Source organism: Brevibacillus sp. AY1 (assembly GCF_029870785.1).
Lineage (GTDB): Bacteria > Bacillota > Bacilli > Brevibacillales > Brevibacillaceae > Brevibacillus > Brevibacillus invocatus.
Genome location: NZ_JAFLPN010000001.1, coordinates 347357 through 368673, shown reverse-complemented (window position 1 = coordinate 368673; position 21317 = coordinate 347357). Strand labels below are relative to the sequence as shown.

The 21317-nt window shown below is 50.1% G+C and carries 20 protein-coding genes and 2 riboswitches; of the genes, 8 read left to right on the top strand and 12 right to left on the bottom strand.

Annotated elements, in window-relative coordinates; genetic code table 11:
* Positions 1-50 precede the first annotated feature (50 nt).
* Positions 51-1067 carry a hypothetical protein gene (locus JZI27_RS01915; RefSeq protein ID WP_251244248.1) on the top strand — a complete coding sequence of 339 codons (1017 nt, stop codon included), beginning with the start codon at positions 51-53 and terminating at the stop codon, positions 1065-1067.
* A 59-nt stretch (positions 1068-1126) separates the two neighbouring features.
* Here the strand turns inward: JZI27_RS01915 and JZI27_RS01910 are convergent, their stop codons facing one another.
* Positions 1127-2470, bottom strand: a complete 1344-nt coding sequence (locus JZI27_RS01910) for a M28 family peptidase (protein WP_280206529.1) — start codon at positions 2468-2470, stop codon at positions 1127-1129.
* Between the two features lie 322 nt (positions 2471-2792).
* Between JZI27_RS01910 and dat the strand changes: the two genes are divergently transcribed.
* On the top strand, positions 2793-3644 hold the full coding sequence (dat, locus tag JZI27_RS01905; RefSeq protein ID WP_251244250.1) for a D-amino-acid transaminase: 852 nt from the start codon (positions 2793-2795) through the stop codon (positions 3642-3644).
* 52 nt (positions 3645-3696) lie between these two features.
* Here dat and JZI27_RS01900 read toward each other — a convergent pair whose 3' ends face one another.
* From JZI27_RS01900 to gcvT, 5 genes are all read right to left on the bottom strand, one after another.
* Positions 3697-4527, bottom strand: coding sequence for a lipoate--protein ligase family protein (locus JZI27_RS01900; protein ID WP_280206778.1), 831 nt, complete (start codon positions 4525-4527; stop codon positions 3697-3699).
* Positions 4528-4595: 68 nt separating this feature from the next.
* Positions 4596-5663, bottom strand: a complete 1068-nt coding sequence (locus JZI27_RS01895; protein WP_280206527.1) for an undecaprenyldiphospho-muramoylpentapeptide beta-N-acetylglucosaminyltransferase — start codon at positions 5661-5663, stop codon at positions 4596-4598.
* A 101-nt stretch (positions 5664-5764) separates the two neighbouring features.
* Positions 5765-7231, bottom strand: a complete 1467-nt coding sequence (gene gcvPB / locus JZI27_RS01890; protein WP_280206525.1) for an aminomethyl-transferring glycine dehydrogenase subunit GcvPB — start codon at positions 7229-7231, stop codon at positions 5765-5767.
* Complete coding sequence (gcvPA, locus tag JZI27_RS01885) at positions 7224-8576, bottom strand: aminomethyl-transferring glycine dehydrogenase subunit GcvPA (RefSeq protein WP_251244253.1); 1353 nt, start codon at positions 8574-8576, stop codon at positions 7224-7226. Before gcvPA ends, gcvPB begins: the two co-directional genes overlap by 8 nt.
* Before the next feature lie 37 nt (positions 8577-8613).
* Positions 8614-9720, bottom strand: a complete 1107-nt coding sequence (gcvT, locus tag JZI27_RS01880) for a glycine cleavage system aminomethyltransferase GcvT (RefSeq protein ID WP_280206523.1) — start codon at positions 9718-9720, stop codon at positions 8614-8616.
* A 98-nt stretch (positions 9721-9818) separates the two neighbouring features.
* A riboswitch (glycine riboswitch) is annotated at positions 9819-9930 on the bottom strand.
* Positions 9931-10024: riboswitch (glycine riboswitch) on the bottom strand.
* Between the two features lie 218 nt (positions 10025-10242).
* Here gcvT and JZI27_RS01875 point away from each other — a divergent pair.
* From JZI27_RS01875 to JZI27_RS01865, 3 genes are all read left to right on the top strand, one after another.
* Entirely contained in the window at positions 10243-11943 is a 1701-nt protein-coding gene (locus JZI27_RS01875) for a DEAD/DEAH box helicase (protein WP_280206777.1), read from the top strand.
* A 33-nt stretch (positions 11944-11976) separates the two neighbouring features.
* Positions 11977-13032, top strand: coding sequence for a YqhG family protein (locus tag JZI27_RS01870; RefSeq protein WP_280206521.1), 1056 nt, complete (start codon positions 11977-11979; stop codon positions 13030-13032).
* A gap of 111 nt (positions 13033-13143) precedes the next feature.
* Positions 13144-14004, top strand: coding sequence for a hypothetical protein (locus JZI27_RS01865; protein ID WP_251244255.1), 861 nt, complete (start codon positions 13144-13146; stop codon positions 14002-14004).
* Between the two features lie 34 nt (positions 14005-14038).
* On the opposite strand, the gene JZI27_RS01860 is transcribed toward JZI27_RS01865, so the two are convergent.
* From JZI27_RS01860 to JZI27_RS01845, 4 genes are all read right to left on the bottom strand, one after another.
* Positions 14039-14293, bottom strand: coding sequence for a YkuS family protein (locus tag JZI27_RS01860; RefSeq protein ID WP_122908467.1), 255 nt, complete (start codon positions 14291-14293; stop codon positions 14039-14041).
* A 30-nt stretch (positions 14294-14323) separates the two neighbouring features.
* On the bottom strand, positions 14324-14485 hold the full coding sequence (locus JZI27_RS01855) for a YqzE family protein (RefSeq protein ID WP_122908554.1): 162 nt from the start codon (positions 14483-14485) through the stop codon (positions 14324-14326).
* 86 nt (positions 14486-14571) lie between these two features.
* Positions 14572-16452 carry a stalk domain-containing protein gene (locus JZI27_RS01850; protein ID WP_280206516.1) on the bottom strand — a complete coding sequence of 627 codons (1881 nt, stop codon included), beginning with the start codon at positions 16450-16452 and terminating at the stop codon, positions 14572-14574.
* A gap of 183 nt (positions 16453-16635) precedes the next feature.
* On the bottom strand, positions 16636-17598 hold the full coding sequence (locus JZI27_RS01845) for a helix-turn-helix transcriptional regulator (RefSeq protein WP_122908555.1): 963 nt from the start codon (positions 17596-17598) through the stop codon (positions 16636-16638).
* 141 nt (positions 17599-17739) lie between these two features.
* Here JZI27_RS01845 and modA point away from each other — a divergent pair, with 141 nt between their 5' ends.
* Genes modA through JZI27_RS01830 form a run of 3 tightly spaced genes read left to right on the top strand, consistent with a single transcriptional unit; the run spans position 17740 to position 19944 of the window.
* Entirely contained in the window at positions 17740-18549 is an 810-nt protein-coding gene (gene modA, locus JZI27_RS01840) for a molybdate ABC transporter substrate-binding protein (protein ID WP_280206514.1), read from the top strand.
* Positions 18550-18579: 30 nt separating this feature from the next.
* Positions 18580-19266, top strand: a complete 687-nt coding sequence (gene modB, locus JZI27_RS01835) for a molybdate ABC transporter permease subunit (RefSeq protein ID WP_280206511.1) — start codon at positions 18580-18582, stop codon at positions 19264-19266.
* A 15-nt stretch (positions 19267-19281) separates the two neighbouring features.
* Positions 19282-19944 (top strand): ABC transporter ATP-binding protein, encoded by a 663-nt coding sequence (locus tag JZI27_RS01830; RefSeq protein WP_280206509.1) that lies wholly within the window; start codon positions 19282-19284, stop codon positions 19942-19944.
* 42 nt (positions 19945-19986) lie between these two features.
* Here the strand turns inward: JZI27_RS01830 and JZI27_RS01825 are convergent, their stop codons facing one another.
* A complete protein-coding gene (locus tag JZI27_RS01825; protein WP_122908472.1) occupies positions 19987-20751 on the bottom strand; it encodes a 5-oxoprolinase subunit PxpA in 765 nt (254 codons plus the stop codon).
* A 157-nt stretch (positions 20752-20908) separates the two neighbouring features.
* Positions 20909-21253: a YlbG family protein gene (locus JZI27_RS01820; RefSeq protein WP_122908473.1), complete on the bottom strand. Its 345-nt coding sequence runs from the start codon at positions 21251-21253 to the stop codon at positions 20909-20911.
* Positions 21254-21317: the final 64 nt, after the last annotated feature.

Below are 21317 nucleotides of genomic sequence, written 5' to 3'. Positions count from 1 at the left end.
GCCCTATTCGCTCATACACTTGTACCAAGTTGGAAATAAGGATGATGCCTATGGACAAATACGCTTGGCAGATCGCTGCACTTTTCGCAGGAGCTGCACTCGGAGGGACGTACCTGGGCGGATATGAATGGTTACGTTTTTTCGCCTACTTCGGTTCTTGGGGAACACTCGGGATCGTATGCGCCAGTGTCGGCCTGGGTTGGTTTGGCTATCACGTGCTGATCGTCTGTCATCGGCATGGAATCCGCTCCTTGCATGATTTGTATCTGCATTGCTTTGGCGAGTCGATCGCTCCTACCTTATCGGCATTGACCCATTTTTTTCTGCTCACGTATGCCGGAGTCATAGCAAGTCAATACGCTGGCTCTTTCGCTACAGGAACGGTAGCATGGATCATGATCGTCATACCGTCATTGATCGCCGTGTTTTTTCTGATAGGCGGCCGAAAAAGAATGATTACCGGTGCTTCCGTGATTCTGTCAACTGGCTTTCTCTTATTCCTGTTGATTTTCATGGAACAGCTGCATGTACCGATTCCCTCGCTCAGCTATCAATTAAACCTGTACTGGCTGATCCACGCATTTTTGTATTTAGCTCTTCATTATTTATTGTGCCTCGTCTTTTGTTTGCCCTTGATCAGCCGCATACCCGATGAAGGCACGATACGATGGGGAGTAGGACTGGGCAGTCTTTCGTTCTTTGTGCTTGCCATGCTCGGTCAAGCCATTCTTCTGGCTTATTGGCATGACGTACACGCGTCGCCGATGCCAATCAGGTTCATCCTGTCACAGCTCATCCCTTTTGGCGATTGGCTACACGTTCTGCTGTCCTTGTTCCATATCGGCATCTGGCTGGCTATTCTGATCTCCTCTCTTGCTTTACCGGTATCCGTCCGTCACGATCTTCAACTGAAGCCGCTCGTCTTGGTTATGGTAGGAACGATGTTCATCGTCGCATTGATATCCCTGATCTTCCCGAGGAGTGCTTCCCTTTTGGCAACAGGTGCAACGTACTGCGGAATACTCTTGCTGCTTCGCATGTACTGGATCAAACGAAAGCAAACCTGATATCAGAACTGCTATTGTGCACAGAAAAAAGCGTCCATGTCTCAGGACGCTTTTTGGCATTATTGAACCTCTTCATCCAAGCTATCTTTCCATTCAGGCAGGTTGTCATGCACAGGCTTCGGATAGGCTGGTGACTGAGGATCGGTGATGGGGCTGACTGCATCCAGCAGAGCCTGTGTGGCTTCTGCCAAATGCTCGCGACTGACGCTCTCTGGTGTATCTGGCTGCTGACCTTTTCCCGGCTGTCTTGTCAAGAAAGCTGTCGGTACATCGGAACCAAACAGGATTTGAGTACTCCCGAATACCGCCGTGTCGGAACCTGAGATCACCTGTACCCCTGCCTCTTGAATCAGCTTGACGGGAAGCCTCTCTGCTCCCCCATTCGACGTTGCCACCAACTGCCCCGCGTCCTTTTTCCCCAAGGCATCCAGCACTATAGCGGCTACGATTTTGCTTTTTTCTCGTTCTCCCAGGCTTTTGACAAAGCTGCGTGCTCCCTGATTGCCAGCCGTCGAGGCACCAAAGCTGACCAGCTGAATGTCTGTATCAGATGGTTGCTCCGCGAGGATTCTCGCTGCCTCCAGCATGACTGCGACTCCCGATGCCCCCTGGTCCGCTCCCTGCGAATTTGCCAAGGAGTCGTGACGCGCGGCCAGAAGTACCACTTGACCTCGATTGTCTGACGTGGCTGGACGATTGGCCAAAATCGAATACGACGTATGCCGAAGGGTCAAGGCTCCATCCACCTTCATGGTGGCCATAGCGCCCCCCTGATTCATTTTGGCACGCAACAGTTCTCCCTGACTTTTGGAAATCCCCACTACCGGTACCGCCATATCGAGCGGAGCACCCAATGAGCCCTTCCACATCTGATCCCGGTCATTTTGAATGATGAGTCCAGCTGCTCCTGCGGCTGCCGCCTGTCTCACTTTTTCACTGTATGGAAGACTCCCCCGTTTCACCAGGGCGATCTTTCCTTGAACATCTGTCTGTTGAAAATCGGCTGCCGTCCCTTCCCCGCATGCTACGACCATTCCACTGGCAATTCCGTTCGGAGCGTATGTAAACCCATGCAGACTCCAGGTTACCCCAGGCACCCCCTCTACCTGTAAGGAAAGGGTCGTAGGCTTTCGATAGGAGTAGTAAGTAAAGGGCTGCAGCTTGGTTTGATAGCCGTACGAACGCAAAGTAATTTCTATGTACACACCTGCGGCAAATTCCGTCTCGGTTGCTGGTGGGCGCGGGATTTTTGCCAGATATTCCACATGCTCATAAAGAAGGTCTGGATCGACCTGTGCTGACACCTGGCTGTTCACTACTGTTGGTGAGAAGGCAAGCAAAGGCGTTAGCAATAGCACGCTTGCAAGTGCTGTTTTCAAGGCGTAATGGCGTATGATCTGCAAGTCAATCTCCCCCTTCACCCGTTTGTACGTCTTATTATGAGCCGGGAAAACTGGCAGCGTCTAGTCAGAATAGTTAGTCAAATACCAGCATTCACCGTCAGTGAACGACAGCTTTTCTCCCGTTTATTCCTCTATCGATCTAATTCCTTTGTCGAATTCATGTTGGGCCTACGTTTTCGAGTATGAAGATTCTTTATGGAGACCCCTTGCTATCTGAAAAATGATTGATACTTGTTTTGCTATTTTGAAATTGACCATGATCTGACGAGATGCTAAGGTGAAATCAGTGGTTCAGGAACGCACGATTAGAGGAGGATTAACCATGCTATATGTGGATGGAAAATGGGTTGAATCAGGATCTGCAGCCGTTGATCCCGAAGATCGAGGTTACAACTTCGGAGACGGCATCTATGAAGTCATTCGTATTTACAAAGGAAAGCTGTACCAATGGGATGGCCATATCGCACGCCTGTTTCGCTGTGCAAAAGAAATCAAGCTGGACATGACCTGGACCGAGAAGGAGCTTCTCGACATCGCCCAGCAGCTGCTGGAAAAAAATAAGATTACATCCAATGACGATGCCATCCTGTACATGCAGGTGTCGCGTGGAATCTCACCGCGCGCTCACGATATTCCCGGCAGTTCCAAGCCTGTCCTGATGGGCTTTGTCAGACTCAAGGACCGTCCACTCGCTGATCATAAAAAAGGGTTGACCACCAAACTGATTGACGATATCCGTTGGCTGCGTTGCGACATCAAATCGTTGAGCCTTTTGGGCGCAGTACTCGTCAAGCAATACGCCAAGGACGCAGGCGCACAGGATGCGATTCTGCATCGAGATGGCATCGTAACCGAGTGCAGTGCTGCCAATCTGTTCGCAGTGAAAAACGGCGCCCTCTATACACATCCTGCCAACAATCTGATCTTGCGTGGGATTACCCGTGAAATCGTGATTGAACTGGCGAAAAACAATGGCATCGCTGTACACGAAGAGCCGTTCGATACAACTTTCCTGATGCAAGCCGATGAGCTCTTCCTGAGCAGTACGACTGCTGAAGTCATGCCTCTCATCTCTGTAGACGGCCAGGCGATTGCGGATGGCCAAGTAGGAGCTGTAACGAAAAAGCTGCAAGCCTTGTTCGAACAGCATATTGAGGCAGCAGTCCTCGTATAAAAAGAACGAAGCTCTCCTGGTCCACTGCGACCTATCGGAGAGCTTCGTTTTTTCACCGACGCATATTCCACTCTTCTGTTCCGTACCTCGTTTGAGCCAGCTCATGAGCCAGCTCCTGCTCTTCTGCTGTCAGATCGGATGCCACCAGCTCGACGTCCAAGCCCGAAGCAAAGCCGCGTCCAAATGCCTCGATGGATTCCTGCAAGCCGATCGGGCGTGTACTCACTTCATTGATGGTCACTGCTTTTTGGCGAAAGCTCTCCATCATGCGCTGCTTGACTCGTTCGGACGGAAAATTCAACAGGGAGAACAAGAGCTCGACGTCCATATCGAGCAGGATAGACCCGTGCTGCAGGATGACCCCTTTTTGTCTGGTCTGGGCGCTCCCCGCCACTTTTTTTCCTTCTACCACCAGTTCGTACCAGGATGGTGAATCGAAGCAGGCAGATGACCCTGGAGAAGTATATTTTTCTTTTTCCTCTTCACTGGCGAGCGACACCATTTCAGCACTCAAGCCCAGATTCTGAAATCCATGCAACAGACCCATGCTGATAATTTTGTAGGCCTCTGTCACACTGGATGGCATCTTGGGATGCTCCTCCGATACAATCACGCTATACGTTAGTTCCTTGTCGTGGAGCACCGCTCTGCCCCCTGTAGGGCGACGAACGAACCCCAGACCTTGTCTATGTACTTCTTCCAGATTGATCTCTTTAACAGCTTTTTGAAAATAGCCGATGGACAGAGTAGCCGGGTCCCACGTGTAAAAGCGGACGGTAGGTGGTACTTTCCCTTCTCCATGGAGCTGCAAAATAGCCTCATCCACTGCCATATTCATCGCTGGTGACATCGGTTCTGTCACAATAAAGCGCCATTTTTCCATCATTTACGCCTCCTCTTAACCCTTTCATTGTACGCAGAAGATCGAAGCATCCACAACCCTCAGGGCGTTCACCTTGCAGTTTGCTCGATCAGCTCCAGTACCTGCTTCAAGGCATCCTCTTGTCGAATCTGCCTCATGGCAGCAGCATAACCTGTTCGACGCTCCCATACCTGCAAAAGGTCTTGCAGAAACCGCTCGTTGCTGAGCTCTTCCTCCTGCAGCACCTGGCAAAAGCCCTGTTTTTCAAACGAACGGGCATTCAAAATCTGATCGCCCCGACTTGCCGCTTTCGATAACGGAATCAAGAGCATAGGCTTGGCTAGCGCCAGAAACTCGAAAATGGCATTGGAGCCCGCTCTGGACACTACCAGATCGGATATGGCAAGCAAATTGGGCAGCTCTTCCTGTACATACTCAAATTGACGATAGCCGTCATATTGCAGACTCTCCTCCATCTGTCCTTTTCCGCAAATATGAACGATTTGGAATTTCTCCAGCAGTGTAGGCAAATTTGCACGAATCGCATCATTGATCCGCTTGGCTCCTAGGCTTCCCCCCATCACCATCAGCACAGGTTTGTGATGAGAAAACCCACAGGTAATGAAGCCTTCCTGCCGATCTCCTCGCTTCAGCTCCTCCCGCACAATCGCTCCGACGTAAACCCCTTTGTGTTTGGGGATGTGGCTAAGCGTTTCGGGAAACGTCGCGCATACCTTACTTGCGAACGGGATGGAGATACGATTCGCCAGTCCAGGTGGGAGATCGGACTCATGGAGCACAACGGGAATTCGATTGATCCATCCACCCATTACGACGGGTACAGAAACAAAACCACCCTTGGAGAAAATGACATCTGGTTTCCACGTTCGCAAAAAGCGGGCTGCCTCCCAGACCCCTTTGCTGACACGGAGCGGATCGGTCACATTTTTCCAGTCGAAATACCGACGTAGTTTACCTGTAGAAATCGCAACGTATCGAACACCTGGCAGATCTTTGGTCAGCTCTCGCTCGATACCTGCAGCTGAACCGATATAGGCAACTTCCCAGCCCTCCTCCAAAAAATGAGGGATACAGGCGAGATTGACCGTCACATGGCCAGCGGACCCTCCCCCTGTAAATACGATGCGTTTTTTCATCCCACTCTTCCTTCCCGACGAGTATCCTACCATCCATCGTATCACGAAAAGGAAAAAACCGCCCGAAACGAAAATGGGCGGTTGCTAGCAGAAGCAAAGCATTATTGTGCCTGGTAGCGAAGAACGGGCTTACGTGCCGCAGTTGCTTCATCCAGTCGCTTGACCACTGTCGTATGTGGAGCTTCCTGGACGATTTCCGGATTCTCTTCACATTCACGTGCAATTTGCAGCATAACATCGATGAATTCATCCAACGTCTCTTTGGTCTCCGTCTCGGTCGGCTCGATCATCATGCACTCATCTACAATCAGTGGGAAGTAGATGGTTGGCGGATGGTAGCCGAAGTCCAGCAAGCGCTTTGCGATATCGAGCGTGCGCACACCCAGTTTCTTTTGCAGAACACCGGAGAGAACGAATTCGTGCTTGCACACACGGTCATACGGTAATTGATAGGCGGTTGCCAAGCGACGCATCATGTAGTTGGCATTGAGAACTGCATTTTGAGATACCTGCAGCAAGCCTTCTGGACCCATTGTACGAATATAGCTGTATGCACGGACGAGAATGCCGAAGTTCCCGTTGTAGCCTTTTACCCGTCCCATCGATTGTGGACGGTCGTTATCCCAGTAGAACATGCCTTCTGTGTTCTTGGCAACGATCGGCTTAGGCAGGAATGGCTCCAGAATTTTTTTCACACCGACAGGACCAGCTCCCGGTCCACCGCCACCGTGTGGCCCCGTGAAGGTTTTATGCAAGTTGAGGTGAACGACGTCAAATCCCATGTCTCCTGGTCGAGCGATGCCCAGAATCGCGTTGGCATTGGCTCCGTCGTAATAGAGCAGGCCGCCTGCTTCATGGACGATCTGCGCCATTTCCACGATATCCTCTTCAAACAGGCCCAGTGTATTTGGATTCGTGAGCATCAATGCAGCCGTGTCAGATCCTACCGCTTCGCGCAAAGCCTGAATATCTACCAGTCCGCGCTCATCAGATGGGATCGTTACCGTTTCCAGACCTGCTACAGCAGCAGATGCCGGATTGGTGCCGTGAGCGGAGTTCGGCACGATTACTTTGGTGCGATGACCTTCTCCGCGGCTTTCATGGTACGCACGGATCATCATCAAACCTGTCCATTCGCCCGCTGCACCTGCCGCAGGCTGCAAGGTGACGGAATCCATACCCGTGATTTCCGCCAGCTCCTCCTGCAGGTTGTACAACAGCTCCAATGCGCCTTGTACGGTCTCTTCAGGCTGGTACGGATGCGTCTGTGCAAAGCCAGGATAGCGTGCAATATCCTCGTTGATCTTCGGATTGTACTTCATCGTGCAGGAGCCGAGCGGATAGAATCCGTTGTCTACCCCGTGATTGCGGCGAGACAGCTCCGTATAGTGACGAACCAGCTGGAGCTCGGATACCTCCGGCAGTTCGGCTGGCGTTTCACGAATCAAATGCTTCGGCAAGAGACTGGCGACGTCCACTTCGGGTACATCCAGCTCCGGCAGATTGTAGGCAACCCGTCCTGGCTTGCTCATTTCAAAAATCAGTGCTTTCTCCTGGTCGTTACGCACGAGTGATCGCCTCCAATTCCTGCACCAATGTGTCGATTTCTTCTTTTGTTCTCAGCTCGGTCACGGCCAAGAGCGTATGCCCTGCCAGCTCTGGATAGTCCAATCCCAGATCGTAACCACCGATGATGCCTGCATTCAACAGCTGCTTGTTTACGTCAGCCACCGGTTTGGACAGCTTCACGACAAACTCGTTGAAGGAAGGAGCGCTATAGACGATCTCCAATCCTTTTGCCTGCAAGGCTTGCTTGGCATAATGCGCTTTTTGCAGGTTGATCATTGCCATTTCCTGAACCCCTTGTTTCCCCAATGCAGTCAGTGTAATGGAGGCTGCCAAAGCTAGAAGTGCCTGGTTGGAACAAATATTGGAAGTCGCCTTTTCACGACGAATATGCTGTTCACGCGCTTGCAGGGTCAGAACAAAACCTCGTTTTCCGTTTTCATCCTTGGTTTGACCCACAATGCGGCCCGGCATTTTGCGCATCAGCTTGGTTGTAGTAGCAAAATAACCACAATGCGGTCCGCCAAATGAAGCAGGAATCCCGAACGGCTGCATGTCACCGACGACAATGTCTGCACCCAGTTTGCCTGGCGCTTCCAGAACACCTAGAGCTAGCGGATTGGAGGATACGACCATCAAGGCGCTATTGCCATGTACAATCGGTTCAAATGTCGCCAGATCTTCGACGTTGCCCAGGAAGTTCGGGTATTGCAGGATGACAGCTGCAGTTGAGTCATCGATGATCGCTTCGAGTGCGGCCGGATCCGTCACGCCCTCGCTGTTGATGCCTACCTCTACCAGCTCTACACCTTGACCATACGCGTAGGATTTCAACACGGCGCGAGATTCCGGATGTACGGCACGGGATACGATCACTTTTTTCTTGCCTGTCTGACCGGATGCCATCATCGCTGCTTCTGCAAGAGATGTCGCTCCATCGTACATGGAGGAGTTGGCTACTTCCATACCAGTCAGTTCACTAACCATCGTCTGGTATTCAAAGATCGCCTGCAGCTCTCCTTGGCTGATCTCAGGCTGGTACGGCGTATAAGCGGTGAAGAACTCGCCGCGCAAAAGCATATGGTTGACGGTGCTTGGAATGTAATGCTGATACACGCCAGCTCCAAGAAAGTTGACATGCGTGCTAAAGTTGACGTTTTTGCTGGAGAGACCGGTAAAGTATTTGACCAGCTCCGGTTCAGATAGTGCCTCTGGAATCTGAATGGGACCCTTGGAGCGGACTTCCTCCGGGATGTCGGCAAAAAGCTCTTCAATACTGGAGATCCCTAGCGTCTCCAGCATTTCGCGCTTGTCCTGATCGGTTTGGGGCAGGTAGCGGTATTTCACGTGTATTGTCCTCCTTAATAGGATGGTAGTTTGAGTGCTATCCGTTTTTGGGGCGTTTGTAAAATGGCGCTGGAACAACTTCCGCCTTGAGGCGTTTGCCACGAATCTCTACATCCAATGATGTGCCAAGCGCAGCATATTCACTCTTCACCAGCGCGAGACCCACATTCTTTTTCAGTGTCGGCGATTGCGTCCCTGTCGTGACTTCCCCGATCTGTTCATCCCCTGAAAACACTGGGTAATGACTGCGCGGGATTCCTCGATCGATCATCTCGATGCCTACCAGCTTGCGTGCTGGACCGTTTTCTTTTTGCGCCTTCAATACTTCCTGACCGATGAAAGGCACTGCCTTGTCTACCTTGACCGCAAAGCCGATTCCCGCTTCGATTGGCGTAATCCCTTGGCTCAGCTCCTGACCGTAGAGGGGCAGTTTGGCTTCAAAGCGCAAGGTGTCGCGCGCTCCCAATCCGCACGGGATCAATCCGTCTTCTTTTCCTACTTCCAGCAGGCGATCCCACAGCTGTGCGACTTTGTCTGCCTGCATGTAGATCTCAAATCCGTCCTCACCGGTATAACCGCTGCGGGAAACCAATGCTGGTACGCCATCTACGAGCACGTCCCGTTCAAAACGGAAGAAGCCGATTTGCGATAGATCTGTCTCTGTCAGTTTTTGCAAAATGGATTCTGCGAGCGGACCCTGTATTGCCAGCTGCGCGGTCTCCTGTGAAATGTTTTGAAGGGTTACACCTTCCATCAGGTGCTCCTGCATCCAGGCGACATCCTTGTCAATATTCCCTGCGTTAATCACCAACAAATAATGGTCGTCTGCATATTTGTACACCAGCAGATCGTCTACGGTGCCGCCATCGGGGTAGCACAGCACGCTGTATTGCGCTTGGCCAACAGCCAGCTTGGATACGTCGTTGGTCGTCATGTACTGGAGATAGTCGAGTGCCTTGTCTCCTCTTACTTCGACTTCTCCCATGTGGGAAACGTCAAACAGACCTGCCTTTGTTCGAACTGCCTCGTGCTCTTGTGTAATGCTTGAAAACTGTACTGGCAGCTCCCAACCACCGAAGTCGATCGTTTTGCCACCGTACTTGGTATAGCTGGCGAATAGCGGCGTTCGTTTCAAATCAGACATGAATGGCACCTCCGTGAGTTATACCTTCATTACTTCAAAAAAATAAAGAAAGAAAGACAGGGAAGAAGAAATGGGAACACCAAAAAGCTGGCGCCCATTTCTCCTCCCCTGTCCTTGGTACCTGAGAGTTACCTTGCATGCATGGCGAACAGCTATTGTCCGCCTGCAAGTTTCCCCTTTGGTGGCTCATTCGAGCTCTCTCCAGAGTTGCGTCCAGTAGAGGTACTTTTGCCTGAGAGATTCACCGTTTCCGGCTTGCTCCTTCGGCGCTGCTGTGCAAGCAGTCTCTCCCTGCTACTATCATTCGCGTTGGATATTTGGCCATACATAAGTTCTTCATATGATTCCATACTAAGAGATGAACTTCTCCTTTATCCTACCATGAGAGTTCGCACTTGAAAACATACATTTCCACATCAACTATTAAAAATCTTAACGAAATCATAGAGTACCTTTCAAACGTTTGTGTTTTATGGTGGTGAAATGAAAGATATGGCAAAGCTGCAAAAAGGAGAAACCATTATGCCGAATGTTCCTGTTTCATTCGATACCCACTGGATCAATCCCCTGACAGAGCGGATGCATGAGGACGGGCCTTGGGACAAGTTGGAACTGTTCAAGCTCGCTTTGGAAGCTGAAGAAGCCATGGCTGTACGAGACTTTGACCAGCTGCAATGCTTGAAGTACTTGCCACAGCTCACCCCTTACCCTCATCAAATGGAGACGGCAGAGCGTGTCCTCAACGACATGCGCGGACGTGCCATCCTCGCTGACGAAGTAGGGTTGGGCAAAACCATCGAAGCCGGCCTGATCATGAAAGAATACATGGTGCGCGGGTTGGCAAAAAAAATATTGATCCTGGTCCCTGCCTCGCTGGTCATCCAATGGACCAAGGAATTGAATCAGAAATTTGGCATTCCTGCCGTTGCACAAAAAAAAGAATACATGTGGCGCCAGCACGATGTCGTCGTTGCCTCAATCGATACGGCAAAACGCGACCCGCATCGTCGGCACGTAACGGATATCGAGTACGACATGCTGATCATCGACGAAGCTCACAAGCTCAAAAACAAACGAACCCGCAATTACCAGTTCGTCAAAGAAGTCCGGAAAAAGTACTGCCTGCTCCTGACTGCTACACCTATTCAGAATGAAATGGACGAGCTGTACAACTTAATCAATTTGCTCAAGCCTGGGCATTTGGGCCATACGTCTTCTTTTGCCTCCAATTATGTAGAAGGAAAACGCCAGGCGAAAAACAACGACGCTTTGCGAACAGAGATTGAAAAAGTGATGATTCGCAACAAACGCAGTGATGGAGGCATCCATTTTACCAGCCGTCGTGTTCAATCCATACCTATTTCGCTTACGGCTGAAGAAATGGACCTGTACGCGGGGGTTACCCGCTTCGTTCGCGACCAGTATCGATCCGGCGCGGGCGGCTTTAACTCTCTCGCACTCATTACCCTGCAGAGAGAAGTCTGCTCCAGCAAGGAAGCATCCTTCATGACGCTGTATAATATGCATCAACGTCTTCCCGAAGACTCACCGCTGAGACAGGAAATCATGGAGCTGGTCGAGCTGATCAAACGTATCGACACTCACTCCAAGGCTGCCAAAACAGTCGAGCTGATCCAGCAGATCAACGACAAAGTGATCATTTTCACAGAGTACCGTGCCACACAAAATTACTTGCAAAAATACTTGCATGATCACGGCATCACCTCTGTTCCCTTTCGAGGAGGCTTCAAAAGAAGCAAAAAAGACTGGATGACGGATCTGTTCCAAAGTCGTGCACAGGTTTTGATCGCGACAGAAGCTGGCGGTGAAGGGATCAACCTGCAATTTTGCAATCAAGTCATCAATTACGACATGCCCTGGAATCCGATGCGTGTCGAGCAGCGAATTGGCCGTGTTCACAGGCTCGGCCAAAAAAGAGATGTTCATATTTACAACCTGTCAACAGTGGGCACGATTGAAGAACACATCTTGAACCTGCTCTATGAAAAAATTGATTTATTTGAGATGGTGATCGGTGAGCTCGATGACATCGTGGAAAGGCTGAGTCTAAGCCAGTCGCTCGAAGAAAGCCTCGTGCAGATTATCATGGATTCCCGAAGCTCTGGGGAGATGGCGCTCAAGCTGGACAACATGGGGCAAGCCATCCGGGCGATCCGTCAGACCAAACCGAGTCCCTCTCTTGCAGAAGCAGCAGATCAATGATCCTGATCCAAAAACTGAAGGGAGGTTATCGCTATGCAACAAGAACAGGTCAGACAATTTGTGGAGCGTTACCTCGCTTCCTTTTCCGCACATATCGTAGAATCCCATCCTGACTATTTGACAGTGAAGCTGCCTGTTGAGATTGACAAGGATATCGGCAACCGCCCTTTTTACTGGAGCTGGGTAGAAAAAATGAATCTGGCATACCAGCCGTTGGTCCTTACATTTGCGTTTCACCCAGATCGTATGCCGGATGGAATGCGTGCCGAGTACATTCATCTGGGAGCAGGACGAATGCAGCAAATCTTTGCCTCGACAAAAAAGCACGGACAATTCGTATGCATGTATGAGCAGACCAAGAGTGTATGGCCTTCCTCCGGTACTCGCCGATCCACTCCTCTGGTGCCCTGGCTAGGTTTGAACCTGAAAATTTCTCTGCTCTGTGATAAGAAACGAGACATTCTCATGTACCTCGGGATCAATCTTCATGAGCCCAGGATCGTCCATGATTTCACCTCTTTTCTGTTTCGACTGCCATTATCGCCTGCAATTCCGGATTATTTTTATACCTTGGATCGGCGCATTACGCTATCGCAGGCTGTCCACATGACCCAGCAGGAGGTTTCGAGAGTACTGGATTTGGAGGATCAGAGCTGGGCTAGCGAAGCAAGATCGCGGCTGGATGAGGAATTGGCTATATTGCAGGCTTACTATGACGAACTGGCTCTAAGGGAGCAGCCTGCGGAAGAAGAAATCGAGAAAGAGGAAAATGAAATCGAAGAAACGGTGCAAGCCATGGAACAGGTGGAAGCTGCCCCTCCTGTCGAAGAACAAGACGGGACGGCGTCCTTTGACGAATACCGTTCCTCTGGCGGACGAATCCTCGACTTTTTACGTGCCAACGGGATTCCGATGACTCCACGCGAAGAGATCAATCAGCAAGAGTGGAAAAAAAGCACCCCACAGGAGGAACGTCAGCGTCGAATGGACGAACTGACCTGGCAATACGAACCGCGGATTGAAGTGAATCTGATCAATGCCGGCTTGTTCTATCTCCACTCCACCCCCGGATTGGGGCGAATCCTGTAAAAGATCAACGAGAAAATGTGTGACATAAAAGACAAGTTGCAACAAATCTTTTGTACTGATCTGGTTACAATAGGAATAAGATAGCCTTTTACAAAAGGTGGTGCATGGATTGTGACCAGATGTTTTCTGCCGATCTTGTATGCCTGGTTTGCTTTATTGCTTGCAGTCCATCCTGCTATGGCGCAAGGCGAAGCGAACTGGGACAAGCAGTTCCAAGCTCAGGTCCAGGAGTGGATGAATGCAATAGCCAGTCGGGACCCTCAATTTAAAGAGTGGCAAAATGCACGTACCGAGGTGCAGACATTGGGCGCCAATCAACACCAGTGGCTCGTCAGCATCAAACAGTCCGGCCATCAGGTTGGTTACATGGTGATCGGGGAAACACCCGAGCCCAAGCCGCAAGCCAGATTTGTTTTGCTGGAGTATGGGGTTGGTGACTATATTTTATTCGATGATGCCTTCGCTCCCAGAGAAGTTGCCGCTGAGCCTGTATATGACGGTTTTGCCTCCCATTGGCTGATCGCGCAGTCTGCACCCACAACGCAAATGGTCAATGCAAAAACAGGTGAGATGTATCCGACAGCTTTTCACGCCAACGAGCCTGTCATGAGCAAGCTATCCCCTGATGCAGTCGTCCATCCTGGGGAGCAGCTGACGCAAACCCGAATCTTGAAGCCAACGAGTGAAGATCCTTTTGATCAAATCGGCTGGATGCATCAGCTCTATTCAAACAAACGCATCACCTGGGGACAGCTCTGGCAGCAGCAAGCCGAACAATCACGCATTACGTTCACTGTGCCCCTGTACCACGAGCAGGTCCTTGCCCCGTATGTCGTGGGCTCCCTTCACTTGTGGAATGATCAGAATCCTTACGTAGGTGTTTGGGATGAAGGACTTCGGTTTGTTCCGTTCTCCTACGCGGATCAAGTCGGACAATTCCACGTAAACGAAACAAGCTCTCCCGCCGAGTAACCTGTGGAGAGCTTGTTTTTTCCATTGCCCACAACTAGTGGTGCTCGGTTTCTGACAAACGAATGTTGACCTCATGAAAAACCTCGTTGGTCGTCAAGCCATCTGCGCTAATCACCGGGGCGCCAGAGCTCTTAATATCTTGCATCCCCATGACGTTGACATCCTGACCAGTGATAACAATCGCATCGACTTCCTGCTGCCAATTCCCGAGAGGTACCACTTCATAACCATTGTCACGCAACATCTTGCTGATTGGAGAAAGCGATTGTTCTACGGCTACTCTCGCCATGATATCCCTCCGTCAATTCGTGATGTGTCGTTATTTACGCAACAAAAGCTTGATAGACATCGGTATCGCTCCAAACCAGCGCGATGACCAGGATTCCCGCGGGACTTTCCGTTGCCGCCGTTCTTCCTTTGGGGTCTCCACATATTGTACAAACATTCTGGTCAAAAACTTTAGATACTCTTGAAAGGACATGTTGCGTCCCTCCTTTGCCGTTGGGCCCGTGCCGATGATCTGCAGCATGGACACCTCATTCCTAGTCTGTCCCGACTCCCTCGAATTCAACCGTCTGTCTTCAATGAGGCATCCGCCCGCCTGTTCGGTGAAGGTTTGGAAATTTTGACTGTTTTTTGCTCGGGATTGTATTGTACGTCAAACCCAAGAGCCTGCTCGAAAAAGGAGAGTGGTACCATCGCACGTTTTTTCATCTCCATCAGGGGCTTGCCCAGATCCAGTTTTTCACCATCGACAGTCGCCACGTGGTCTTTTTCCTGGATCAGCACTTCACGGCTATTCGCTCGAACGCGAATCATCTTTTCTTCTTCGCTCCAATCGATATTCACGCCCAGCTGCTCGCCTACATCGCGAAGCGGAATATACACGGTCTCCCCGCTGAGCCTTGCCGGAATCGGAGGATAGTAGCTCATGCCGTTTAGAATCGTGGTGACGTATGGCTCTACCTTCACGGGTTGAAAAGCTGCGCGGTTGTCCAAAGTCCGATTGGGCACAAAGTAGCTGGCCTCTCCCTGCAACGCTTGTCCCAGTGCCTGATCGAGATGCTCCGCTCCAATCACGCTTCCATGATAATTCTGTTGTACACGCTTCAGGAAGTTCTTGTAGTCATCGTCACCAATCTGGCGGCGCAGGTTGTCAAACAACAGCGCTCCTTTGGAATACCAGGTCCAATGAAATTCCTCTTCCTTGGCAAACTCATGCAAGGTTTTGCTCAGGCTTCCATCCGGGTATTTAGCGCGTAGCTTCTGTAAATCCCGCTCATATTCTCCTAATAAAGTATTAGCGGACTGCTCACCGTATCGTCCCTGCAAGTAATGGAAAACGCTGATTTCGACCAGTCCCTCATCGATCCAGCCATGCTTCGATTCCAATGTTGCGATGCTGTTGTACCACCACATATGCGCCACTTCATGCGGCAGCCAATGATCGATCAGATTGCGTTGATGCATGTCCCGCTTGAAAATGGCCATATTTGCATATTCCATTGCATAAGTCGTCCCTGTACTTGTCTCCGCAATCGCTACATGTTGGTATGGCAGCGGGCCAAACCACTCTGTGTATGTAGGAAATACAGATTCTGCAATACTCTTGATGCGCTCGACATTGCCTTTGTCCACAGAGGCAATATCCACCATGAGCCCAGGCTCGAAGGTAATCGTCTCGATATGGAACAAAGGGCTGCCGACTAGAGCAAAGTTAAGCAATTTTTGCCCCTGATAATGCGTTTCCTGTCGGCTGGCATCAAGCTCTACAGAAGTCCCCTGCCCAAATGAGCTAACCCACTTGTACCCTTTTGGCGAGATGAAGGAGACATCGTAATCGGCGTAATGGTAGACGAATGGGTCGCCAAAGGTAATACGAAGCGGCGGATCGTACCATTCTCCCTGCTGATTTTGCGCACCGAGCATCGGATACCAGGTCGTAAGCGTCCAAATATCGTCCTTGACCCCGTAGCGTGTACCTCGACGCGGTACAGGATGTTCAAATTCCAGTTGGAACTCGGCACGCTCCACGTCCCCCATTGGGTTAGCTAGCTTGATTAAGGACGTCCCTCTTTCAAAAGTCAGTGATTTTTCCTGGTAGCGGATCGATTTGACCGTCATCTTGTTCCACAAGTAATCGTACACGTAGAAATGGATCTGGTCCGTCTTCGGATTGTCTAACTGGACCGTCATACTGCCGGTAATTTTGGCTTCGCTAGGGTTCAATTCCGCTTTAATGGTATATTTGGGATGAAGATCCTTCACATAGGAAGGCAGTGGCGGATCATAGGAGAACGGATCTACTCCTGTCTGTTCGGCTACGGTTTCTGTCGTACTTGAAAGCATGGAGACGATCGTAGGCCAGTAGAAAACAACACCCACTGCACTGAACATCACGAAAATGGTAAGACATACCAGCAAACTTGTTTTATGTATTTGTTTCATAACAGCCCCCAAAAATCGCTCGGCTGCAAGCGTTCTTATTGTACTATCGGAGATTTTGGCTATATGTTGAAGTGCACACTTTCATCATTGTAGCAAATCTGAATCAAACTGAGTAGAAATTCAGTTAAGGATGCAACACAAAAGCCGGTGGCCCCCATATAGGGGTTGACACCGGCTTTCTTTCTACCAGGTCTCATACATGATCTGGCCAGTCTGCGTCAGATCATAACCGCCAATCGCTTCCAATTCTTTTTGAAATGCTATTGAACCTACAATCTGCAGGATTTTTTGAATCAAATGCTCATTCTCTTCTTTTTTCAAAATAACCAGGTCATAACGCTCGCGTACCAGTGGAATAAAATCAACCCCAACCAGCATGGAGGCCTTCTCGATGCCGATGCCTACGTCAGCTTCCTTACGTGCTACAGCACCTGCCACAGCGAGGTGGTTCGTCTCTTCCCGCTCGTAGCCTGCCACATCATGCCCGGTCATTCCGTGCAGCCTGAATTTTTCTTCGATCAACGTCCGAGCTCCAGAGCCTTTTTCGCGGTTCACCATATATACGCCAGGTCTTTTTAGGTCTTCCCAGGTGTTGATCTGTTTGGGATTTCCTTTTTGAATGTAAAACCCTGCTTGACGGGAGATCAGATTGACCACCACGAATCGATGTCCTGACAGAAGACGTCGCACATACGGAAGATTGTACTCCTCCGTTTCCCCATCATACAAATGGGTGCTGACAATATCCGCCTCGCCCATGTACATCGCGATCAAGCTGTTGATGCTACCGACATAGGAGCGGAGCCCACGGTAGGTTCTCTCTTCTTTTTCCAGATAGTTCGCCAGTATATCCAAGCTAACGTCCTGTCCGCTGATGATGATGTTTCGTGTCTTGGTTGATTGCCCGGTCCGTTGCACTTGTTCGATAGGGGGAACCGCGGCTGGCATTACGGGTGCCGCCTGTTTGGTGTACTCCCCTTTTGCTTTTACCTTATACGCATCCAAATCCGAAGCGTCTACCCGCATTTGTCTGCCCACCCGATAAGCCGGCAGCTCGCCTTTTTTTATCAAATCGTATACGGTCAGTTTGGATATCCGCAACAATTTGGCGACTTCTTCTGTCGTATAGGATTTGTCCTGTGTCATGACCGTCATCCGCCTCTCTTATCTCTATTTTCGTTCATTAAAAACAAATTCGCAATTGCTTCTTGTGAACAAAATAATATAATCTAATTATATCTAGTTATATTTAATTATAACTAATTATTACATACGGAGGTTTTGGCATTGAAAAAAATAGGACTTACCTTACTTGCGTCCCTTTTCCTTCTCTTGAGCGCTTGCTCTGCTCAACAGGCAAAACCAGAGGGAGAAGCGAAGCAAGGCAATCAACAACAGCCGCCAGCTCAGCAGGTTGAGCTCATGGTATTGGCAGCAGCCAGTCTGACCGATGCCCTCACTTCCTTAAAAACGACCTATGAAAATGACCATCCTGGTGTTACGCTTACTTTTAGTTTCGGAAGTTCCGGAAAATTGGCACAGCAGATCGAGCAAGGAGCTCCTGCAGACCTCTTCCTCTCTGCCAGTCAACAGGACATGAATAAGCTGGATGAAAAACAACTGATTCTAAAAGATACCCGGGTCGATTTTTCCGGGAATTCTCTCGTCCTCGTCACGGAAAAGGACAGTGCCATTGCGGTTTCTTCCTTTGAAGACCTGACTGATCCTGCACTGAAACACATTGCACTCGGAGCTCCGGAAACAGTGCCAGCAGGCCGTTACACCAAAGAAGTACTGGAGAACCTGAAGCTGTGGGATACCCTCACAGACCGCCTTGTGTATGGCAGTGATGTGAGACAGGTATTGACGTTTGTCGAAGCAGGAAATGCCGAAGTGGGCGTCGTCTACGCCAGTGACGCAGCCATCTCTAAGAACGTCAAAGTGCTCGCTACGTCAAAGCCTGAATGGCACAAGCCAATCGTTTATCCTGGAGCAGTGATTGGCGCTTCTACGAATGCTGATGCGGCTAAAGCTTTCCTGGCCTACCTGACCAGTGAAGAAGGTAAAAAAGTCCTGGGTGAATACGGTTTTCAATAATCCCACGTTGGAAGAAAGGTGGATTTCACGATGCTCGAAACCAATATGACTCCATTGCTCCTCTCTCTGAAGGTTGCTTTGGTATCCACCTTGATCGTCTTTGTTTTCGGGATGCTCTTTGCACGCTTCATGACGAAAAAAAGCTTCTTTGGCAAGCATGTGCTGGAGTCCTTATTTTTGCTTCCTCTCGTCTTGCCGCCTACAGTGGTCGGCTTTGGACTGCTGCTATTGTTTGGAAAAAATGGCCCTTTGGGCAAGCTTCTGGACGAGTGGTTTGGGATTACGGTCGTTTTCACACTGACGGGTGCAGTGATCGCCTCGATCGTCGTCTCATTTCCTCTGATGTATCAAAGTGCAGTCGCTGCCTTCACCGGTGTGGATCGACGGCTGGAGGATGCCGCACGGACGATGGGTGCCTCAGAATGGCGCCTGTTTTGGACAGTAGTCTTCCCGCTCGCTTGGCCGGGATTGCTGGCAGGCTTCGTCCTCTCGTTCGCGCGTGGCTTGGGCGAATTTGGAGCGACCTTGATGCTGGCTGGATATCTGCCAGGTAGAACGGATACAATCCCTGTCGCTATCTATTTTGCTGTCGAAGCAGGTCAAATGGAGAAAGCCTTGTTCTGGGTCGTCATCATCGTAGCCCTCGGAATGGGGACTACTCTCTGGCTGAACTGGTGGAGCCGTCGTAATGTCCGTCGTTTTGCAAATCAAAAGTAAAGCAGGTGAACACAGGTGCTGACTGTCGCGATTCAAAAACAACTTCCCGATTTTCTGCTCGATATTGAATTTTGCTTGAACGATGAAATTGTGGTCCTGTTTGGTCCATCTGGTTCCGGGAAAACGACGATACTCAACAGCATTGCCGGCCTTATCACCCCAGATTCAGGACGCATCCAACTGGGAGATTCCTGCTTTTATGAGCAAGGCAAAAAACCGCTTCCCGTTCAAAAACGAAATGTTGGCTATCTGTTCCAGGATTACGCGCTCTTTCCGCACAAGACCGTGGAGCAGAACATCCGCTACGGATTGAAGCCGGGAAGCGGTCTACACCTTGCCTCCCTGCTCGCTACAGTGGGAATTGATCATCTGGTGCAAAAGTATCCTCATCAGCTTTCTGGCGGTCAAAAGCAACGCGTTGCCCTCGTGAGAGCACTGGCAACAGAACCAGACATTCTTTTGCTGGACGAACCGCTATCCGCTCTGGATGCAGATACGCGCAGAGAGTGCCAGGACGAGCTTCTTCGCTTGCATGAACGCTGGAAGATTCCTTTTCTGCTGGTCACCCATGATCGAGATGAGGCCAATAAGCTGGCAGATGTCATTTTGACACTAGATAATGGAAAGCTCATCCAACAAAATAAAAGCCGTGGAGCAAAGCTGATCCCATCCTTGTAGGAATCGCTTGCTACGCGGCTTTTTTATTGTAGGATATTTATTCTACCGTGCAGTGATCGGCTCAATCAGGACTTGATGCTGCTTTGCCCAGCGATGCAAATCGATCAGATACGAAATCACATCATGGCTCTCATGATGCACACATAGCGTATCGGCTGCGAGATCGATGTGCTGTCCGTTCACAGTAAGCACTCGCTGGTGGAGGACGAGCTGTCTGGTTTGTTCCATCTGCTCTTCCTTGCTGATCAAGACACTGCCTTCCAGCTCACGTGGCGCCAGCCTTCCATTCGGAAGATAGGCACGATCTGCAAAAACCTCTTCCGCAACCTGCAAGCCATGCTCCAGCCCCGCTTCCACCAGCTTGCTGCCGGACAAAGCGTACAGGATCAGCTCTTCATCGATATCGGCTACGGCAGATACAACGGCTTCAGCCAGTTCCGGGCGCTCAGCCGCTTCATTATACAGGGCACCGTGCAGCTTGACGTGATGGAGTTCGCCTCCAAGCGCACGTGTCATGCCTGCAAGAGCTGCCACCTGATAAAGAACCAATTCGTACACTTCATTCGCTGACAGGTTTATAGAGCGTCGACCAAAGCCATGAGGGTCTGCATAGCCTGGATGTGCACCAATTTTCACATTGTGCTTCAATGCAGCATCGATCGTCCGTCGAATAATATGTGGATCGCCAGCGTGCATGCCGCAAGCAATATTGACCGAAGTGATCCATTTCAAGATCCCCAGGTCCTCAGATTGTCGCCCCCTGCCGAAGCATTCGGCCATATCGCAGTTAATGTCTAGTTGAATCATATATGTAAGCCCCCACCTTTCCTGGTATCGTCGAATATCCTTATTTGAAAACGCATACATCGGCGCTCTTATTAGCTTCTAGCTCTCTTTAGCATATCATGTACCAGGGACAATCAAAAGCAAAAAAGCTGCCGAAATATGGCAGCCATTCTACAACTTATGTCGAAGCAACTCTGGATTGAATATCTTCCTCTGCCATCAACGTCTCTGCCAAAGCCATTACCTGACTCTTCTCTTGTTTATAATCGTATTCCTTTGCCTTGTCAGGTTTTGCATTATTGTACTCCACCGGGATTTCATGGCGGTGGGAACGCTCAACTTTGGTTACAAAATGAAGCTTCTCCATGATCCGTATGGTCTCATCGATCTGATCCGCGTCCACGTACATCGAAACGTACTGCAAGCGTTTGGAGATGTAGTGAATGGTGCCAAATTTGCGTAAATTTTTGGCAGCGCGCGTGTTTTTAACCCACACGGCAACCCCCAGTCGTCGATCTCTCATGTTTGGTCGTCAGTCTCCTTCCCAAACGATGGTATAATTGGTTTCAACACTGTGAAAAGAAAGG